9 protein-coding genes are annotated in these 19,810 nt (G+C 68.0%); 1 reads left to right on the forward strand and 8 read right to left on the reverse strand.

Annotation, left to right across the window (positions count from 1 at the left end):
- Window positions 1-204 precede the first annotated feature (204 nt).
- From QP166_RS03340 to QP166_RS03365, 6 genes are all read right to left on the reverse strand, one after another.
- Complete coding sequence (locus QP166_RS03340; protein WP_333914621.1) at window positions 205-2,517, reverse strand: GH92 family glycosyl hydrolase; 2,313 nt, start codon at window positions 2,515-2,517, stop codon at window positions 205-207.
- Window positions 2,517-3,941, reverse strand: a complete 1,425-nt coding sequence (locus QP166_RS03345; protein ID WP_333914622.1) for a glycoside hydrolase family 125 protein — start codon at window positions 3,939-3,941, stop codon at window positions 2,517-2,519. The genes QP166_RS03340 and QP166_RS03345 overlap by 1 nt, the downstream gene beginning before the upstream one ends.
- 130 nt (window positions 3,942-4,071) lie before the next feature.
- Complete coding sequence (locus tag QP166_RS03350; RefSeq protein WP_333914623.1) at window positions 4,072-6,594, reverse strand: glycoside hydrolase family 3 C-terminal domain-containing protein; 2,523 nt, start codon at window positions 6,592-6,594, stop codon at window positions 4,072-4,074.
- Window positions 6,591-9,176, reverse strand: a complete 2,586-nt coding sequence (locus QP166_RS03355; RefSeq protein WP_333914624.1) for a beta-mannosidase — start codon at window positions 9,174-9,176, stop codon at window positions 6,591-6,593. The genes QP166_RS03350 and QP166_RS03355 overlap by 4 nt, the downstream gene beginning before the upstream one ends.
- On the reverse strand, window positions 9,176-11,452 hold the full coding sequence (locus tag QP166_RS03360; protein WP_333914625.1) for a beta-N-acetylhexosaminidase: 2,277 nt from the start codon (window positions 11,450-11,452) through the stop codon (window positions 9,176-9,178). Before QP166_RS03360 ends, QP166_RS03355 begins: the two co-directional genes overlap by 1 nt.
- A 172-nt stretch (window positions 11,453-11,624) precedes the next feature.
- A complete protein-coding gene (locus QP166_RS03365) occupies window positions 11,625-14,417 on the reverse strand; it encodes a TonB-dependent receptor (protein ID WP_333914626.1) in 2,793 nt (930 codons plus the stop codon).
- Between the two features lie 332 nt (window positions 14,418-14,749).
- Here QP166_RS03365 and QP166_RS03370 point away from each other — a divergent pair, with 332 nt between their 5' ends.
- Window positions 14,750-15,487, forward strand: a complete 738-nt coding sequence (locus QP166_RS03370) for a GntR family transcriptional regulator (RefSeq protein ID WP_333914627.1) — start codon at window positions 14,750-14,752, stop codon at window positions 15,485-15,487.
- 130 nt (window positions 15,488-15,617) lie between these two features.
- Here QP166_RS03370 and nagE read toward each other — a convergent pair whose 3' ends face one another.
- Together nagE and ptsP are read right to left on the reverse strand one after the other, a co-directional pair.
- Window positions 15,618-17,318: an N-acetylglucosamine-specific PTS transporter subunit IIBC gene (nagE, locus tag QP166_RS03375; RefSeq protein WP_333914628.1), complete on the reverse strand. Its 1,701-nt coding sequence runs from the start codon at window positions 17,316-17,318 to the stop codon at window positions 15,618-15,620.
- Window positions 17,315-19,792: a phosphoenolpyruvate--protein phosphotransferase gene (gene ptsP / locus QP166_RS03380; protein WP_333914629.1), complete on the reverse strand. Its 2,478-nt coding sequence runs from the start codon at window positions 19,790-19,792 to the stop codon at window positions 17,315-17,317. Before ptsP ends, nagE begins: the two co-directional genes overlap by 4 nt.
- Window positions 19,793-19,810: the final 18 nt, after the last annotated feature.

Consider the following 19,810-nt stretch of genomic DNA (forward strand, 5'->3'; position numbering starts at 1 on the left):
GGGCTCCTGACGAAAACGAAAGCACTGAATTGTTTAAAAAATCCGGCCCATTACCTCAGCCATTCGCCTCGAGTAGCCGTCGAGCTCGTCGAGACGGCCTATCGAGAGGACGCCGCATGGGACCACCTCTCGATACGGGCTCTCGACAGGCTCGATCCCTACTCGAGGCGAACGGCGTGGGTGAATGGCGACGGCCCATGTCCATCACGCCGGCGTGCGCCCGAACGACGGCGGGCGATCCGGCATGTCACGTCCGAACGCCGGGTTCGGCGTCGCGCTCGTCGTGAAGCGCAATGTGCCGCCATTCACCAGATCGGCGTGCGCGATCCAGCTCTTCGTCCACGGGCGGCCGTTCCACGTCACTGCGGTGACATAGGGTGTGGCGGCGGTGTTGCCCGGCGCCTCGACCACCAGCCGCTTGCCGCCGGGCAGCGCCAGCGTCGCGCGCTCGAACAGCGGCGAGCCGAATACGTATACCGCCTCGACCGGATCGACCGGGTAGAAGCCGAGCGAAGACATCACGAACCAGGCGCTCATCTGCCCGCAATCGTCGTTGCCGATCACGCCGTTCGGATCGTTCTTGTACATCTCGGTGAGTAGCCGTCGCACCATCCGCTGCGTCTTCCACGGCGCGCCGACATAGGCATAGAGATAGGCGACATGCTGGTCGGGCTCGTTGCCGTGCGCATATTGGCCGACCAGCCCGCTGATATCGGGCGGCGCGTTCTTCGGCAGCGTCGACGGCGCGGTGAACAGCGTGTCGAGCTTCGCCTCGAACTTGGCGTCGCCGCCGATGTGCGCGATCAGGCCATAGACGTCGTGCTGGTTGAGGAACGTCGCCTGCCAGCCGTTCGCCTCCGTATAATCGCGCCACCACGGCTTGGGCATGTGCCCGAGCTGGATCGGGTCATAGTCCTTCCACCACGAACCATCCGCGAAGCGCGGGCGTGCGAAGCCGATCGACGCGTCGATGACGTTGCGCCAATTGCCCGAGCGCTTGAGCAGCCGGGCCGCTTCCGCCTCGGCACCAGCGACGCGCGCGATCCTGGACGACGCCCAATCGTCATAGGCATATTCCTGCGTGCGGCTGACGCTTTCGAACCATTTGTCCGCCGGGACATAGCCCTTGGCGTCGTACAGGTCGCGGCCCTTGCTGTTGTCGAGATCGGGCGCGCTGAAATCGAAGGAGCGCTTGGCGATCGCGGGCCACGCCGCCGCGTAATTGGCGGGGATGCCCTTGGCGTGCGACTCGGCGAGCACCGACACGCCATGCCAGCCGATCATCGTGCCGGTCTCGACACCCTGCAACGGCCAGACCAATGGGCCGTACGGGCTTTGCTGCGTCTGCCGGATCAGGTCGTCGACGAGCGACTTGACGCGATCCGGCGCGACAATCGTCAGCAGCGGGTGGAGCGCGCGATACGTATCCCACAGCGAATAGGTCGAATACGCGCGCTGGCCGGCGGGCACATTGTGCACCTGCCGGTCGAGCCCGACGTACCGGCCGTCGACATCCGAGAAGAGCGTCGGCGCGACCATCGTGTGATAGAGCGCGCTCGCCATGATCGTGCGCTGGTCGGCGGTGCCGCCTTCGACGGTGATCGCGCCCAGCGCCTCGGCCCAGCGGCGCGCGGCGGCGCGACGGATGCCGTCGAAGTCGCCGCGGGTCGCCTCGGCCTTGAGGTTCGCGCGCGCGCCCGCGACGTCGACCGCCGAGATACCGCAGCGGATCACGATCGGCGCCGCGCCGGCATCGTCGTAGAACAGCACCGCCTTGACGCGCTTCGCCGATACGGACGTCGCCCCCTTCGGCTGTTCGACGTCGTCGTCGCCGTAGAAAGCGACACGATCGGGCTTGCGCGAGAGCTGCATCGCGAAATGGATGCGCCGGCCCTTGGACCAGCGATGGACGCGACGGCTGCCGGTCAGCGTGCCGTCGGCGTCGAGCGTGAGGCTGCCGTCGTCGATCAGCGGTCCGCTGTCCCATTTGTCGAGGATCATGTGCGCCATGTCGATCAGGATGTGACCGGCGCCCGTGGGGAAAGTGTAGCGGTGCCAGCCGGTCCGCTCGGTCACGGTCAGCTCGGCGCGGACGCCGCTTTCCAGGGCGACACGGTAATAGCCCGGCTCGGCATGTTCGTCCGAGTAACGCTGGCGATACCCCTGGTCGGGCGTCTCGATCGGACCGGGCTGGAGCTGCACGGGGCCGCGCGTCGGCACGACCAGCACGTCGAGCATGTCGCCGATCCCGGTGCCCGACAGATGCGTGTGGCTGAACCCCATGATCGAGCCGTCGCCGTGGTGATAGCCGGAGCAGGTGTCCCAGCGCGCCACATCGGTGTCGGGGGACAGCTGCACCATGCCGAAGGGCAGGGTCGCGCCGGGATAGGTATGGCCGTCGCCACCGGTGCCGACGAACAAATTGGGCGCGGCGCGGCGCGGGGCGGCGGCGAAGCTGGGGAGCGGCGCGATCGCGGCGGTGGCGGTGGTCGCGAGCAAGGCGCGGCGGGTGAGCATTACAGGGCTTCCTTGAGGATCGCAGGGTTCGTGCGCGCGAGCCGCACGATCAGTTCGCCGAACAGGCCGTTCGCCCAGGCGAACCAGTGGCGCGTCCATTTGGCCGGGTCGTTCATGTCGAAGGTCTCGTGCATGAAGCCTGTGCCCGCATCGGTGTCACGCAAGGTCTTCAGACAGGTGCGGATCGTGGCCGCATCGGTGGTGGAGAGCGCGCGGACGATCAGCGACATCGGCCAGATCTGACCCAAGCCGACGTGCGGTCCGCCGATCCCTTCACCCGCCGTGCCGCGGAAGAAATAGGGGTTGGCCTCGCTCCACGCCGCCGCCTCGGTACGCCGCCACAAGGCGTCGTCGGGCGCGACGCAGCCGAGATAGCCGAGGCCGGACAGCGAGGGCACGTTGGCGTCGTCCATGAACATGGCGTTCCCGAAGCCGTCGACCTCGTACGCCCACACCTCGCGGCCGTCGCGCAGCCGCATCGTGCCCCATTGCTTCAGCGCGGCCTCGACCTCGGCGGCGAGCGCGGTGGCGTCGGCGGCGAGCGCATCGTCATGCGCGGCTTCACTGGCGACGCGCGCCATCTCGCGCAGCGCGGTGACCGCGAACAGGTTCGACGGGATCAGGAACGGATATTGGCAGGCGTCGTCCGACGGGCGGAAGCCGGAGACGATCAAACCCACCGGACGGATCGGATTGCCCCAACCTTCCAGCGGCATCATCTCGGTATTGCGGTTAGAGGTGCGCAGGAAGCTGTACGGACCGCGCCCGTCCTTGCGTTGCTGTTCGCGGAAGGTGCGGACGCTCGCGCGCGCGGCCTCGGCCCAGGTCGTGTCGAACGGGCGCGGGTCGCGCGTCGCCTGCCAGTAACCGTGCGCGAGCCGCATCGGATAGCAGAGCGAGTCGATCTCCCACTTCCGCTCGGCGACGCCGGGCTTCATCTCGGTCTGGTCCTTGAGCGACCATTCGAGATCGGTCTTGGCCGCCGGATCCTGCATGAAGGCGTTCGCATAGGGGTCGATCAGTATCGACCGCGCCTGTCGCGCAATCAGCCCGCGGAACAGCTCGCCGAGCTTCGGGTCGTCCTTGACGAGGTGCAGGTAGGGCGTGACCTGCGCCGAACTGTCACGCAGCCATAGCGCATTGATGTCCCCGGTAATGACGAAGGCGTCGGGGCGTCCGTCGATGGTGCCCATCTTGACGGTGGTGTCGAGCGTGTTCGGATAGCAATTGCCGAACATCCAGCGCAGCTTCGGGTCGGCAATCTGCTTCGACACGCGCGCGAGTTCGCGCTCGACCGCGGGCGAGGTGAAGCGGCGGTCGGCGAGCGCAGGGCGCTTGCTGGCAACGTCCGGCTTGGCGGCGAAGGCGGGCGTCGCGGCGAGCGCGGCGCTGCCGGCGAGGAAGTGGCGGCGGGTGGGGGTCATGCGGGTATACTCCGTGTCCCGGCGCAGGCCGGGACTCAGTTGCGGAACAAGTGTGACGACGTGCTGCCTTCCATCGCGAAGGGCGTCCCAACTGGGCCCCGGCCTTCGCCGGGGTACAGGGTGCGGGCGATCACTTCGGTAGATCCACGTCGGTTCCGGTCACCGCGAAGTCGGTCCAGGTTCCCGCGGCACTTCCCGGCTGGCCACCGCCGACCCACAGGCGATAGCCACCGGGCACGATGTGCCGCCGCCCGTCGCGCTCGACGATGCTCATCATCCGCGGGTCGATCGTGAAGCGCGCGGTGGCGGCCTTGCCGGCGCGGAGCGGAATGCGCTGGAAGCCGACCAGCTGTCGTTGCAGCACCGGCGTCGTGAAGCCGCCACTTCCGACCTTGGGCGGCACCAGATACGCTTGCACCACTTCCTCGCCGTCGCGTCGTCCGCTGTTGGTGACGCGCGCGGTGACGGTCAGCGGCTGCCCGGCGGCGACGCTGGCTGCGCCCGCAACCCGGTCATAGCCGAAGCTCGTATACGACAGCCCGTGCCCGAAGCCCCAGAGCGGCGTGCCGGTGAAGTAGCGATAGGTGCGCTCCTTCATCCCGTAATCGACGAAGGCGGGCAGGTCGGTGGTCGCCTTGTAGAAGGTCACCGGCAGCCGTCCCGACGGGTTGGTCGCACCCGTCAGCACGTCGGCGAGCGCGGTGCCGCCCGCTTCGCCCGGATACCAGAGCGCGAGCACCGCATCGGCCATTGCCGGATCGACCGCCACCGCGCTGCCGCTCGCCAGCACCAGAACAATCGGCTTCCCGGTCGCCTTCAGCGCGGTCAGCAGGCGTTGTTGCGCGAAAGGAAGCGCGATGTCGCTGCGGTCGCCGCCGATGAAGCCGGGCACCTGCACCTGCAGCGCCTCGCCCTCCAGGTCAGGGGAAAGGCCACCGACCATCACGACGACGTCGGACGCCTGCGCCGCCTTGACCGCTTCGGCGACCAGCGGCTCTTCGGGTGGGAGCCACAACAGGCGGAACGTCTCGTCCTGGCTGCTGTGATCGAGCGTCAGGTCGAACGGCTGCGGCTGGCCGTCGCTGTCCCAAGCGATCTCGACCCGGCCCTTGGCGACTGCGCCCTGATGAAGCACGCGCCCGCCGACCGACAGCGTCGCGGTGTCGTGCGTGCTGCAATTCTTCCAGCATTGCGCCTGATCGAGCATTAGCCGGTACGCGCCCGGTCCTGGCGGGGTCAGCGTGCCGGTCCAGCGCGCGACATAGCCCTGCACCGGCAAGCCGGGGGCCGGGGGGACACGCGTCAGGTCGAGGTCGATATGGCGCTCGGCACGCTTCAGTACCTCGCGCCCTCCGACGCTGTAGCTGGCGGTCAGGTTCCTGAGCGCCGTCTCCGGCAGCACCACCGGCGCGCCATCGGCAAGCACCGAGCCCTGCGCATAGGCGACATTCGCAAATCGCTGACGCAAGCCGGCCAGCGGGGTGACCGGCTGGACCGCGGTGCCGTGGTAATTGCCCTGCAGCACGCCGAGATCGTCGGCGTTCGCACCGATCACCGCCAATTTGGTGCCCGGCGCGAGCGGTAGCCGCTGGCCACTGTTCTGAAGCAGGACGATCGCCTTGCGCGCCGCGTCCAGCGCCAGCGCGCGGTTGCCGGCCGTGTTGATCGCATCCGGCTTGATGTTCGCCCACGGGCTGGTCGCGCCGAACGCGATCCCCAACCGGCGACGCGCGTCGAGCGAGCGGTGGAGTGCGGTGTCGACCTCCGCCGTGCTGACCAATCCGCGCTGCACCGCTTGCGGAATCGCCGAATAGGTGTTGCCGCAATTCAGGTCGTTGCCACCCTTTACCGCCGCCGCGGCAGCCGCCGCCGCGTCGAGCCGGTAATGGTGGAACATGTGGATGTTCGCGACCGCATCGCAGTCCGAGACGGTGAAGCCGGTGAACCCCCAGTCGCGGCGCACGCGATCGTTGAGCAGCGTGCCCGACGCGCACGCCGGCGTGCCGTGGATCGAATTGTACGCGCACATCAGCGACTGCGCCTTGCCCTCGGTCACCGCCATGCGGAACGCGGGGAGATAGGTCGCCTCAAGATCCTGCGGGCTGGGATCGACGTCGAAGCCGTCGCGTCCGGCCTCGGGCCCGCTGTGCACCGCGAGATGCTTGGGCGTCGCGATCACCTTGGGATGGAGCGGGTCCGGGCCTTGCAGGCCGGTGACGAACGCGACGCCCAGCTTGCCGGTGAGATACGGGTCCTCGCCATAGGTTTCCTGCCCGCGGCCCCAGCGCGGATCGCGGAAGATGTTGATGTTGGGCGACCAGATCGTCAGCCCTTCGTAGATGCGGCGGTTCGCGCCGACCGGCTGCGCGTTGAACTTCGCGCGCGCCTCGGTGGCGACCACATCGCCGATCTTGTGGACCAAGGCGGTGTCCCACGTCGCCGCCATGCCGATCGCCTGCGGGAAGACGGTGGCATGGCCGTTGCGCGCGAGGCCGTGCAGCCCCTCGTTCCACCAGTCATAGGCGGGTAGCCCGGCCTTGGCGTCGGCGGGCGCGGTGCTTTGCAGCTGCGCGGCTTTCTCCTCGATCGTCATCGTCGCGATCGTCGTCGCGACCGGGTCGGCGGCGGCGCTTGCCAACAGCAGCCAGATCATTTGCGTCCTCCCAGCGAGCGCAGCGTCAAGGCGCGCTTCAATTGTGCGGGCGTCGCGCTCGACGCCACGGTGATCGCGCGGCTTTCGCCGGGCAGCAGGTCGAAGCCGTCGTCGGACGGCTGGGCGGAGGTCGCGCCGAAATCGAGCATCACCGCGCGCGCCAGCGCCTTCGCGGTGATCGTCACGGTCCGGCCCTCCCAGCGCACCGACAGGCCGGGGTCGGGCCAGCGCACGTCCTTGGGGAGTACCCGCTCGACGATGCGCCGGTGCAGCAGGCGGGTGTCGAAGTATAGTTCCGCCACGGCATAGCTCTCACCCGGCGCGGCCGTCCCGAACAGTTCGGCGTCGGGGATCGTCGCCGCCTCGCTGGCGGCCAGCGGTTCGATCATCGTCTCGCCGCCGCGCTCGCCGAGCACATGTCCGGCCATATCGAACCCGCGAACGCGCCAGCGCCCCGATAGCGGCGTCGTAGCGTCCGACACGATCGCGACGCGTGTCGCCGCGTCCTTGTGCTCGGCGACGATCACCTGCTCCGCGAAGAAGCGTCGCGCGGCATATTGGAGCAGCTTCCACCGCCCGTCATAGTCGATGCTCGACCAGGAGATGGCGGGCCAGGTGTCGTTCAACTGCCAATAGAGCGACCCCATCGTCACCGGGCGGCAGGCGCGATGATGCAGCGCCGCCATTTCGATCGCCTGCGCCTGATTGACCTGGCTCAGATACACGTAGTCCGCCAGTCCCTTGGGCTCGCCGAGCCGCTCGCGGATGTAGAAGAGCAGCCGGTCGTTGCCTTCCCCGGCAAGGAACTTCTGGTGTGCCTTCATCACCGGATCGGTGGGCGCGACGTTCAGATTGCCCGCGAAGTCCTTGATCGTCGCCAGATCGGGCATCGCCTGAAAGCCATATTCCGACATGAAGCGCGGGCAGGAGTTCAGATAGTTCGCGACCGGCTTCGACCCGGACCAGACATCCCAGAAATGGCGGTCGCCCGCGGCATCGGTGTCCACCGGACCTTCGTAATCGGTCGAGGGTGAACCCGGCCAGTACGGTACCGCCGGATCGAAGTCGCGCACCGCCTGCCGCAGCACGCGGTCGAACAGCACGGCCATCCCGATGCCGATCCGTTCCTGCTCGTCCGCGCCGACGGCTTTCTTGAACGCCTTGCGATCCGACCAGTTTTCCCAGCCCGACAGCACTTCGTTGCCGCCCGCCCACAACACGATCGACGGGTGACCGGACACGCGGGCGACCTGCTGTTCGGCCTCGACGCGGACATTCTCGCGGAACGCCACGTCGGGTGGTGTCACCGCGCCGCCGAACATGAAGTCCGACCAGATCATCAGCCCGAGCTCGTCGGCGGCATCGAAGAAGGCATCGGGGAGATAATAACCGCCGCCCCAGATGCGGATCATGTTCATATTGGCCGATTTCGCATCGGCGAGCAGGCCGCGCATCTTGGCGGGCGTGACGCGCGCCGGAAAGTTGTCGAAGGGGATCAGGTTCGCGCCCTTGGCGAAGATCGGTGTATCGTTGACCTTGAACCCGAAGGCGCCGCCACCGCGGATCAGCTCGACGGTGCGCAGCCCGATGCGGCGTTCCGCCCGGTCGCTCTCGGTGCCGTTCTCGGCCAGCGTGCCTGCCACCCGGTAGAGCGGCTGCGCACCGTAACCGACCGGCTGCCAGCGTTGCGGCTGCGCGATCGTCAGCGGAATGATGACGCGATTGTCGCCGGGCGTCAGCGTCACGTTCTGCTCGGCGGTGACCAGCTTCCCGTCAGGCGCGGTGATCGTTGCGCGCACCAGCGCCGGGCCGCTCCGATCGGCGACCACGTCGAACTTCGCATCGAGCCGCGCCTCGGCGTCGGTCAGCGCGACCTGCTCGAAGCGCAGTTGCGCCAGCCGGGCATCGTCCCATGCCTCCAGCCGCATCGGCTGCGTCGGGCCGATGTTGATGATGCGGGGGCCCCAGTCCCAGCTCCAGTCGTATTTGGGTTTGCGGATGTAGGGGGAGGTCTGCTTGCCCTTCGGTTCGTCGCCGAACGCGGAGTCGTATTCGCCGGGCAGCGGGTGCGCCTCGGCCAGCACCTTCGGCTGCATCGTCCTGATCGGCGAGGCGAAGGTGAGGGTGATGATGTTGTCGCCGGCCTTGAGGAAGCGCTTGGCATCGACGCGCCATTGCCGGTGCGCATTGTCGGCGCTCAGCACCGGCTGGCCGTTGACCGACACGGTCGCGAAGGTGTCGAGCGCGTCGAACACCAAGTCGAGATGGCCGCGCGCGATCTGTTCGGCGCTCAGCCGGAGCGTGCGCTGATATTGCCAGCCGGTCAGCCCGGCCCATTGGATCGCCGCCTCGTTGGTGCCCTTGAAGGGATCGGGCACCTGTCTGGTCGCGATCAGCGCCTGTTGCACGCTGCCCGGCACGGTCGCGTCGAACCATTTGGCGGCGCGCGGATGCGTGCGCGCGGCGTCGGCGTCCCGGGGGTCGATGCGTACCTGCCAGCCCTGATCGAGCGGCGTCACCGTCTTCGGTGCCGCCACCGCCGCGGTCGAGGCGAGCAGCAACGGCAGGGCCAGCCACCGCATCAGCGGCGCTCCGTCAACTGGACGCTGCCGACTGCGTAATAAGGGTCGCTGAGCGGCGCGGTGAACTGAAAGCAGATGTCCTGATCTCCGGTCATCTTCGGCAGCGTGCCTTCGAAGGTGAAGCGTTGCGGCGCGCTCGCCGGATCGGGCAAAGGGAACGCGCCGATGGCGACCGGCTTGGCGGTCTTGTCGCCCGCCTCCTGCGCCTTCGCCGCCGCGGTGCAGCCCAACTGGACCAGCAGCTCGCCGTATGGCGAGACCGCATATTGCTGGCGCGCCTTCGCCCCGTCGTGGCCGAGCGCCCAGTTGCGCGCGAGCCGCACCACCTCGACCTTATACCCGCCCGCCACGTCCAGCGGCGCGGCCGGATAGACCGCGCAGGTGTTGAACAGATTGAGGTTGAACGCCGGCGATGCCGCGGTCGCGTCCGGGGTCAGCGGGACGCGCAACCCGAAGGGGCCGGTCGCGCACGGTGCCAGATCGCTGTTGGCGCGCAGCAGCAATGCGGTGCGCGAGCTATCGAAGGCGCGCACCGCGGCGGTCGGCTGGCCGGCGGCGTCGAAGGCCGCCGCGCGCACCGTGACGCCGTGGGTCAGCGACAGCGGCGCACGATAGACGCGCGATCGGGCGGTCGGCGTGCTGCCATCGGTAGTGTAGCGGATGGTTCCGTAACCGGCCTGCGTCGACAGCGTCAGCGGCACACGGTTCGCGCGCAGCGCATCGCCGCGCGTCCCCGCCACCGCGAAGTCGACCGCAAACGCGCTGTCCGCGACGGTGACGCCACCGCTGCTCCACCGCGCCGCCTGACGCTGCACGCGCGGCAGGAAGCCGGAGAGGTTGCGCTGGTCCTTCGCCGACCAGGTGATTTCGGCGATCGCGGCGGCGCGCGGGAACAGGTGGAACTCCACCTCCGCGGGCGTGACCATATATTCGCTCCATGCATTGCCCTGCGCGCCGAGCACGTGATGTGCACGATCGGCAGGGATGCCGGCGGGCATCGGGTCATAGGCGTAGACGTCGGCAAGCGAGCTGACGACATTCTGGCCCGGCACCTCGGTGTCCAAGCGGCTCTGGACGCGATCGAGGTACAATGGCGTGCCCGGCGACAGGACCACGTCATGCCCAAGATTGGCGGCGGCGACCGCGCCCTGCTCACCACGCCACGACATTACCGATGCCGAGGCCGGCAGCCCGCCCTCCAGGATCTCGTCCCAGCCGATCAGGCGTCGACCCTTGCTCTGCAGATAGGCGCCGAATTGATCGATCATCCAGCTTTGCAGCGCATCCTCGTCCTCGAGACCCAGCGCCTTGATCTGCGCCTGCACCACCGGGCTGCGCTGCCATTGGTCTTTCAGCGCCTCGTCCCCGCCGAGATGGACATAGGTGCCGGGGAAGACGTCGGTCAGCTCGTCGAGCACCTCCTTGACGAACGCGATCCCCTTCGGCCCCGGATTGAACAGATACGGCTCGATCCCCCAGCGATTGCCGACCGGCGGGCGGTCACCGAGAATGCCCAGTTCGGGATAGGTCGCGACCAGTGCGGTGGCGTGACCGGGGAGGTCGATCTCGGGCACGATCGTGATCCCACGCTCGCCGGCATAAGCGACCAAGCCGCGCAACTCGTCCTGCGTATAGAAGCCGCCGACGCGCGTCGTCGGAGCGGGGCCGCCGGTCGAGGGCGGGGTGCGCCACGCGCCGGCTTCGGTGAGCTTCGGGTAGCGCTTCACCTCGAAGCGCCAGCCCTGATCGTCGGTCAGGTGGAGGTGGAGCGTGTTGAGCTTCACTGCCGCCATCTGGTCGACGATCCGTCGCAGGTCGGGCATCGGCAGAAAGTGGCGCGCCGGATCGATCATCAACCCGCGCCAACCGAAGCGCGGCGCGTCGTCGATCGTCACCGCTGCGACCCGCACCGGCTGGCCGCGACGCGCATCGGGGCTGAGCAACTGCACCAGCGTCATCGCGCCGTGCACGAAGCCGGCGGGCGTCGCGGCGAGGATGCGGATGCCGTCGCACGTGGCGATCAGGCGATAGGCTTCCGCGCCGGTGACACTGGCGTCCTGTTCGAAGCGGATGCGCGCTGGCGCATCGGTGACGGTCAGGCCCAGTCCGCGCGTGGTGCGGACATGCTCGACCAGCAGCCGGGCGGCAGCAGCAGCGGGGGCGGGCGCGCTGACGGTCGCGCCGTCCGCGATCGTCACGCTTCCCGATCCGCGCACGACCGATTGCGGCAGCGGCAGCAATGACTGCGCAACGCCGGGCGTCGCGAGGCAAGTCATTGAAATAGCCGCAATAGCGGTTGCGCAGAGACGGCGCATCGCTGCTCCTTGGTTCTGTTTTGGTATTTAGGGCATCATGCCCATCGCGACCGCGCGCGTCCATGCCGCGGGCAAAAAATGGGCCCCCGCGGATGCGGAGGCCCAGGGCAGGAAACGATCTAAGTAACTGAGATTATAGGCGGAAGGTGACGCTACCCACATAGGTGCGGCCGTTCTTGTAGAAGGCCGACGGACGATCGGGCGTGCCGCTGTACTGCAGGTAGGTTTCGTCGAGCAGGTTCTGCGCATTGACCGTCAGCGAGATGTTCTTGGTCAAGGCGAGCGACGCCGATGCGTCGAGCTGGTTGTACGGCGCTACCATCTCGAACGAGTTCAGGCGTCCGATCGAACGGAAGTAGGACGAGCGGTAGTTGTAGCTGACGCGCGCCTGGAACGGTCCCTTCTCGAAGTAAGGGATAACGTTGACGGTGTGCTTCGACAGATACGGCAGGTTCAGCGAACCCTCGATACCCGGGATCACCGAGGTCGAGCTGTCCTGATAGGCATAGTTCGCCTGAATGCCGAACCCGCCCCAGATCTCGGCCTGGCCGTTGACCAGCACGCCGTTGACCTTCGCCTTGCCGGCGTTGATCGGGCTGTTGACGCGATAGGTGTTGATGACCCGGCCTTCGAGCGAATTGTAGAAGCTCTGTCCGGTCTGCGTCGTGGTGATGATGTAGTTGTTGATCTCACGACGGTAGAGTTCGACCGACAACAGCGCACCGGCGCGCGGATAGAATTCCGCCGTGATCTCGTAGTTGGTCGATTCATACGGCTTCAGATTCGGATTGCCGCCGCCGGCATCCAGCGTGACGTCGTTCTGCGAGATCGACGCGGCCAGATCCTGATACCGCGGACGCGAGATCACCTTGGCCGCAGCGCCGCGCACGATGAATTGCGGCGTGACTTCATACGCCACGTTAAACGCGGGCAGGAACTTCAGATAGTCGGTCGAGGTGCTGGTCGGCACCGGCGTCGGGTTCTGGTTGGTCGCGGTCGGCAGCGACAGCGCATAATAGGATGCGTCGTGGGTGTAGACGAGGCGACCGCCAAGGTTGCCGCGCAGCCCGCCCTGGTCGAAATTGACCTGGATATAGCTCGCCGCAGTCCGCTCCTCGACGCGCGTCGAGGCACCGACCTTGTAGAACAGCGGGGTGTTGATGCTGTTGGCGAGGATCTGGATCACCGCCTCGCGGGGCAGGTTGAGATACTTGGTCGCGGTGCCCGAGCCGCCCGAACCGTCGAAGATGCCGTCCGGCGTGGTCAGCGTCGTGACGCCGAGCTGCGAGCCGTCCTTCGCCGACGTCAGATAGCTGTTGATGCCGCGCGCATCGATCTTGTTGACGTGATCGGTGATCCGCGCGCCGATCAGCAGCTGCTTGAAGAAGCCGTCACCCAGCGGCACGACCGCGTCGAAGCCGCCGAACGCATCGCGATCGGTCGTGACGCTATAGTCCTGCCCACCAATCTGCGCGGCGTTCAGCTGCGTGCCGTTGACGAGGTACGGGGTGCCCTCGATCGTGACCGGGTTGTTGCTCGGGTTGGTGAAGTAATTGGCCGGGTTGGTCAGGTCGCCGGTGAAGTTCACCTCGGCGGTGGTCGGCGAGATCGCGTAGCTGAACGGCAGCTTGGTCTGCACGTTGAACAGATATTCGGGGTTACGCCCGCCGGTCGCCTTGCTCCAGCCGCCGACGAACGAAACCTTCGCGCCATTGTCGCCTTCCCAGTCGGCGAAGAAGTTGAGGTTGTCGGTCTTCAGCTTGGTCGAACGCACCAGGGTGTCGAGCTGCGCGTTGCGCTGGCTGGTCGCCGCGCCGAAGCTGGCGTTGGTGACGACGCCGTTCGAGATCGTCGCCGATTGCAGGTCCGCGCCGCTCCACGCGACCGGGATCGTGTACATCGACTGGCTGTAATTGTTGTAGTTGCCGTCGATGTGCAGGCCGTTCAACGTCAGCGTCAGGTTGCTGGCCGGGCGATACTGCACCGTGCCCGACACGCTGGTGCGCTCGCGCTGCTGCTGGAAGTAGGCATAGTTGATGCCGAATGGCGCGACCGCCTTCATCAGGTCGTCGCGCGTGCCGCCGGTGAGCGTGGCGGACTGGTTCTGCAGGATGCCCTGACCGGCGCTATCACGCTTCACGCTGCCATCTTCGTTCTTCTGGAAGAAGTCGGCGCCGCTCTGATAGCCGAAGAATTCCACACCGGCGCGAACGAGCTGCTGCTTGTCATAGGTGGCCGCGACGAGGAAGCCGAACGTCTCGTCCTGGTTCTTCCAGCTGTACAGGCCGGAGCCGCGAACGCTGCCCTTCTCCGAGCGATCATTGTAGGTGTAGCCGCCCGACGCGAACAGCGAGTTCGCATCCAGTTCCAGCGGGCGACGCGTGCGCACGATCACCGTGCCGCCGAGGCTGCCGTCCTCGAGGCGTGCTTCCGGCGACTTGTACACTTCGAGGCGGTCGACCAGTTCCGGCGCCAGCAGCGAATAGTTGAAGGTACGGCTCGACGGATCGTTGTCGTTGCCGCCCCAGTCGGCCGAAGCGAGCGCGTGGCCGTCGAGCAGCATCCGGTTGAGCGCCGGATCGGTGCCGAGGATCGCGACCTTCTCACCTTCGCCGAAGCGGCGGTCGATCGAGACGCCGGGGATGTGCGCGAGCGACTCGGCGACGTTGCGGTCGGGGAATTTGCCGATGTCTTCCGCCGAGATCGCGTCGACGACGGCGTTGGCGTTGCGCTTTACCTCGATCGCCTGACGGAGGCTGCCCGCGTAACCGGTGACGACGATGTCTTCGCCGACCGCGCCGTCTGCCTGCGCATTGTCAGGAGCGGTGTTCGACGGTGGCGTCGTGGGCGCCTGCTGCGCCTGCGCGCTGGCGGCGGTGAAGCCGATCATGGCGGTGGAAACCAGCATCATCTGACGCAAGCGCATAATAAACCCCTCATAGACCCGTCGCTGCGGGCGGGATGAAACCGGACCATTCGTTCGACGCCTTGGCATGTCGCAGCGCATCGGTCCGAGACTGGTCTTATAACCAATTTACCATCGTTCGTCACAGATTGTTACGAAGAGGTTTCACCCTCAAAAGGCATTTTTACGCTTTTTGTGCGTAGCTGTGTCTTCCAGGTGACAGATGCTTTTCTGCGGCCGTTGCAGTGAGCGGTATCATGCAGTTCGGGCCGCGGGGTTGCACCGCGTCGGCGTTGGGCTACGGTTACGTCAACGTGATGGGTCCGCGTACCGCGGCGACAGGGAGGACGCGGATGGCCTTTTCGGATGAGGTGGGACGGTTTCGGGAGGGCAATGCCGCGCCGCTCTACCTCCAGCTGCAACAGGTGATCCGCGAGGCGATCGACGGCGGCATCCTCAACCAGGGCGACGCGATCCCCGCCGAGCGCGATCTGGCGGTCGAATATGACGTGTCGCGGATCACGGTGCGCAAGGCGATCGGCGGGCTGGTCGAGGACGGGCTGCTGACGCGGCGGCGCGGGGCGGGGACGTTCGTCGCCGGGCGGGTCGAGAAGAGCTTTTCCAAGCTGTCGTCCTTCTCCGAAGACATGGCCGCGCGCGGCAAGACCGCGTCGAGCAGCTGGATCAGCCGCGTCGCGAGCACCGTGAACCCGGAAGAGAGCATGGCGCTGGGCCTGTCGCCGGGTGCGCCGGTGTTTCGCTTCCAGCGCATCCGCCACGCCGACAACGAGCCGATGGCGCTCGAACTGTCGGCGATCGCTGGCTATTGCCTGCCGTCGGTCGAGGCGGTCGAGGATTCGCTCTATAGCGCGCTCGACAGGGCGGGCAGTCGCCCGGTGCGCGCGCTCCAGCGGCTGCGCGCGGTGCCGTTCGGACCGGAACATGCCAAGATGCTGGGCGTCGACGCCGGCCATGCCGGTTTGTTGATCGAGCGCCGCGGCTTTCGGCGCGATGGGCGGGCGGTGGAGTTCACGCGCTCCTATTACCGCGGTGACGCCTATGATTTCGTCGCGGAATTGTCCGACCTTTAGGCCCTCACTTCGTCACGCTGCCTTATCGTCATTCCCGCGGCGGCGGGGATCCAGACGCGCAGGTCTTCGCAAGGGCCGAACGGTCAGAGGTTCTGGATTCCGCCTTCGCGGGAATGACGGAGCGGGGAGGTCAGGCGGTCAACGCCCCCGCATCCGCCACCAGCAGATGCAGCGTGCCGTCCGCCGAACGCGCCAGCGCGCGCACGCCGAGCCCGTTTAACGCCACCTCGTCGATCGCACCGCCTGCCAGCGCCACGCGCACGCGGCCCGGATGGACGCTGGCCGCACGGACGTTCGCTGTGCCGCCCAGCGCCTGGAGCACCGCCGCCGACAGCGTGACCGGCGCGTCGGCAACCTCCTCGACCACCGGCGCGGTCGCGACCGCCACGCCGCCCGCCGCGAGGGCGTCGCGGATCTCGACCGCGACGACGTCGGCGATCGGTCCCAGCACGACCTGCAACGCGGTCGGCGAGGGGCGGATCAGCCCGCGCGCGCCGAGCGCCTTGAGCGCGGCGTCATCCACCGCCTGCTGGTCGCGCACGTTGAGCCGCAGCCGGGTCGTGCACGCGCCCACCTCGGTCAGGTTCGCCGCACCGCCCAGCGCGCGCGCGAAGGCCGCGCCGCGCTCGCCGGCCGCGACGGCCACCGTCGCCTCGCCGTCGAGCGGCTCACGACCGGGCGTCTTGAGGTCGAAGCGCGCGATGAAGAAGCGGAACAGCCCGTAATAGAGCGCAAAATAGACCGCGCCGACCGGGAGCAGCAGCAGCGGGCGCGTCGCTAGCCGGAAGTTGAGCACATAATCGAGCAGCCCGGCCGAGAAGCCGAAGCCGAGCTTCACGCCCAGCGCGTTCATCAGCGCCATCGATACGCCGGTCAGCACCGCATGCACCGCGTAGAGGATCGGCGCGAGGAACATGAAGCTAAACTCGATCGGCTCGGTCACTCCGGTCAGCATCGAGGTGAGCGCGAGGCTGAACAACATGCCGCCGATCGCCTTGCGCCGCTCCGGCAGCGTGGCATGGTACATCGCGAGACAGGCGGCGGGCAGGCCGAACATCATGACGGGGAAGAAGCCGGCCATGAACGCCCCCGCGCTCGGATCACCCGCGAAGAAGCGTCGCAGGTCGCCGGTGCTGCCGTGATAGTCGCCCATCACGAACCACACGATATTGTTGAGCAGGTGGTGCAGCCCGGTGACGAGCAGCAGCCGGTTGAGCAGGCCGAACAGGAACAGCCCGGCCCCGCCCGACGCAGCAATGCCATAGCTCAAATGGTCGATCCCGCTCGCGATCGCGGCGAAACCGGTGCCGATGACGACCGCGAGCACCAGACCGGCGAGCCCGCTGACGATCGGCACGAAGCGCCGTCCACCGAAAAAGGCGAGGTATTCGGGCAGCTTGATCGTCGAGAAGCGGTTGTAGAACAGTCCGCCGACCAGCCCGGAGAGGATGCCGGCGGGTACGTCGAGCCGCGCGATCGCTTTCGCCTTCCACGCCGCCACCGCCAGATCGACCGAAGGGCCGGTCAGCCCGGTGGTGACCTCGGGCGGAACGACCAGCAGCACCTTGGCCGCTTCGGTCGCGACGAGGAAGCAGACCACGCCCGCGAGACAGGCCGCGCCGTTGCCGTCACGCGCGAAGCCGGTGGCGACGCCGATCGCGAACAACAGCCCGAGGTGCGAGAAGATCGCGTCGCCCGCCGCGCTGACGAACGCGATGTCGAGCAGGTCGGGCTGGCCGAGCCGCAGCAGCAGACCGGCGATCGGCAGCACGGCGATCGGCAGCATCAACGCGCGGCCGAGCGGCTGCAGGGTGCCGAGGATCGACTTCATCGCGCAAACTCCCGTGCGAGGCGGCGGACGGCGTTGGCGTCCGGGCAGGCGAGCGCCGCACGCGCATGGTCGCGCGCCGCCGCCAGATCGAGATCGCGTACCAGCGCCTTGATCTCCGGCACCGCAGCCGGAGCGACCGACAATTCGGTGACGCCGAGCCCGAGCAGGATCGGCACCGCGAGCGGATCGGAGGCGAGGCTGCCGCACACGCCGGTCCAGCGGTGGCGCAGCGCGCCGCCGCGCACCGTTTCGCCGATCAGGCGCAGCACGGCCGGGTGCAGCCCGTCGAGCGCACCCGCGACCGCCGCATTCCCGCGGTCCATCGCCAGCGTATATTGCGTCAGGTCGTTGGTGCCGATCGACAGGAAGTCGGCCTCGGCGGCGAGCAGATCGGCACCGATCGCGGCGGCGGGCGTCTCGACCATCACGCCGAGTTCGACATCGCGCGCCCCGCCGGTCAGCGTGTCGAGGACGGCGCGGACCTTGAGCAATTCGTCGACGCCCGCGATCATCGGGACCATGATCCGGCAGCGCCCGAGCGGGCGGACCGCGAGGATCGCCTTGAGCTGATCCTCGAGGATCTGCGGATGCGCGAGCACGACGCGGACGCCGCGCAGGCCGAGCGCGGGGTTTTCCTCACCAAGAATGGGCAGATAGGGTGCAGGCTTGTCGCCGCCGATGTCGAGCAGCCGGACGATCAGCGGCCGTCCGTCGAGCGCGTCGACCACCGCCTGATAATCGGCGGTCTGTTCGGCGACGTCTGGCGCGGTTTCGCGGTCGAGGAACAGCAATTCGGTACGGAGCAGCCCGCAGCCCTCCGCGCCATTGCGCACCGCGAACTCGGCGTCGGCGGGGGAGCCGCAATTGGCGAACAGCTCGATCCGCGTGCCGTCGGCGGTGCGGCATTCCTCGGTGGCGCGCGCGAGCGCATCGGCGCGGCGCGTCGTGGCGGCCGTGACGCGCGCTTCGGCATCGGCGAGCGTCTCTAGCGAAGGGGCGGGGTGGAGCCAGCCGGACCCGGCGTCGAGGATCACGCGCGTTCCGATCGCCACGTCGCGCAGCGTGTCGCCGAGCGCGACCAAGGTCGGCACGCCGCGCGCGGCGGCGAGGATCGAGACGTGCGACGTCGGGCCGCCGCGCACGATCGCGAGCCCCGCCAGCCGGTCGAGGTCGAGCGCCATGAACTGCGAGGGCAACAGGTCCTCGGCGACGAGGATCGCGCCATCGGGCAGCGTCACGCCCGCGTCTTCGACCCCCATCAACCGCGCGATCAACTGGCGTTCGAGGTCGCGCATGTCGTCGGCACGCTCGGCGAGGCGCGGATCGCTCCCCGCGCGTAGCGCATCGGCTTGCGGCCGGATCGCGGCGCGCCACGCATAAGCCGCACTCTGCCCCTCGGCGATCCCCGCGCGCGCCGTGTTCAGCAGCGCGTCGTCGGAGAGCATCGCGGCATGCGCGTCGAGGATCGCGCGCATCGGGCCGCTGGCTGCGGCGGCCTTGCCGGTCAGCTCGGCCGACAATGCGGTGCACGCCTGCGTGAAGGCGGCTTCCTCGGCGGCGATCCCGCACCCGTCGCGCGGTACGTCGAGGTCCTGCGCATCCCAGCGCGCGACCGTGCCGATCGCGAGCCCCGGCGCGGCGGTGACGCCCGCGATCGCGCCTGCGGGCACGTCGCGTGGCGCAGGCGAGGTGGGGCGGGGCGGTGTGGGGGCGGCGTCTTCCTTGATGCCGTGGAGGATCAGTTCGGCGACCGCCTCGACCGCCGCTGCGGCCTGTGCGCCGGTCGCGGCGATCGTCACCCGGTCGTTATGCGCGACGATCAGCGACAGCAGGCCGATCGGGCTGGTCGCACCGACCGGGTCGCCGTCCTTCGCCAGCGTCACCGACGCGTCGAAGCCACGCGCCACCTCGGCGATACGCGCGGCGGGGCGGGCGTGGATGCCGTGCGGCAACGGCACGACGATCGTGCGCAACGCCGAGGGACCGTCACCCGCCGCCTGCTGTGCCTGCGCATCGAGAAGGGTGAGCGTCATCAGCGGATCGCCCGACGCCACGATCGCCCCCGTGGCGCGGTGTGCGATCGTGAAGCGATCGCCATTGGTGACGACGATCGGCGTCACTGCCGCGCGCGCCTCGCACACGATCCGGTCGAGGTCGAAGCGGATCAGCGGCTGACCGCGCGTCACGGCATCGCCGGCCACGACCAACGTTTCGAACCCTTCGCCCTTCAGCCCGACGGTATCGAGGCCGATATGGATCAGCAGCTCCGCACCCTCGGCAGTGCGCAGCGTGATCGCGTGGCCGGTCGGCTGCACCGTGATCACCTGCGCGTCGCACGGCGCGGTCAAGGTGTCGCCGGTCGGGTCGATCGCCACGCCGTCGCCCAGCATCCGCTCCGCGAACACCGCATCGGGCACGTCGTCGAGCGAGCAGGCCCAGCCTTCGAGCGGTGCGTAGAGCGAGAGGGAAGCCATGGCGTCTCCGGGTAGAAA

The sequence above is a fragment of the Sphingomonas sp. LR60 genome, assembly GCF_036855935.1.
Lineage (GTDB): Bacteria > Pseudomonadota > Alphaproteobacteria > Sphingomonadales > Sphingomonadaceae > Sphingomonas.

Coding starts and splice junctions, on each gene's coding strand:
- QP166_RS03340 (WP_333914621.1), bottom strand. CDS start 2,517: ATGCTCACCCGCCGCGCCTTGCTCGCGACCACCGCCACCGCCGCGATC.
- QP166_RS03345 (WP_333914622.1), bottom strand. CDS start 3,941: ATGACCCCCACCCGCCGCCACTTCCTCGCCGGCAGCGCCGCGCTCGCC.
- QP166_RS03350 (WP_333914623.1), bottom strand. CDS start 6,594: ATGATCTGGCTGCTGTTGGCAAGCGCCGCCGCCGACCCGGTCGCGACG.
- QP166_RS03355 (WP_333914624.1), bottom strand. CDS start 9,176: ATGCGGTGGCTGGCCCTGCCGTTGCTGCTCGCCTCGACCGCGGCGGTG.
- QP166_RS03360 (WP_333914625.1), bottom strand. CDS start 11,452: ATGACTTGCCTCGCGACGCCCGGCGTTGCGCAGTCATTGCTGCCGCTG.
- QP166_RS03365 (WP_333914626.1), bottom strand. CDS start 14,417: ATGCGCTTGCGTCAGATGATGCTGGTTTCCACCGCCATGATCGGCTTC.
- QP166_RS03370 (WP_333914627.1), top strand. CDS start 14,750: ATGGCCTTTTCGGATGAGGTGGGACGGTTTCGGGAGGGCAATGCCGCG.
- nagE (WP_333914628.1), bottom strand. CDS start 17,318: ATGAAGTCGATCCTCGGCACCCTGCAGCCGCTCGGCCGCGCGTTGATG.
- ptsP (WP_333914629.1), bottom strand. CDS start 19,792: ATGGCTTCCCTCTCGCTCTACGCACCGCTCGAAGGCTGGGCCTGCTCG.